1 protein-coding gene is annotated in these 238 nt (G+C 67.6%); it reads left to right on the forward strand.

Going from position 1 to position 238, the window contains the following annotated elements:
* Nucleotides 1–24 precede the first annotated feature (24 nt).
* The coding region (locus AC0IYH_RS33835; protein WP_471838838.1) for a fructose-bisphosphatase class II at nt 25–238 on the forward strand (214 nt) is incomplete at its 3' end.

A 238-nucleotide genomic window follows, 5' to 3' on the forward strand; every position in this document is an offset into this window, starting at 1 on the left:
CTGCTCTCTGCGCCCGACGTGTAGATGGCCAAGATCGCAGTGGGGCCGGGCTATCCGGCGGGGATCATCGACCTTGATCGTTCGCCGACCGAGAACGTCACCGCGGTCGCGAAGGCGAAGGGCGTGTCGCCGCGCGAGATCATCGTGTGCGTGCTCGATCGCCCGCGCCACGCTGACATGATCGCGGAACTGCGCGCGGTCGGATGTGGCGTGATGCTGATCGGCGACGGCGACGTGG

This window comes from Pseudomonas sp. AC463 (genome assembly GCF_979253585.1).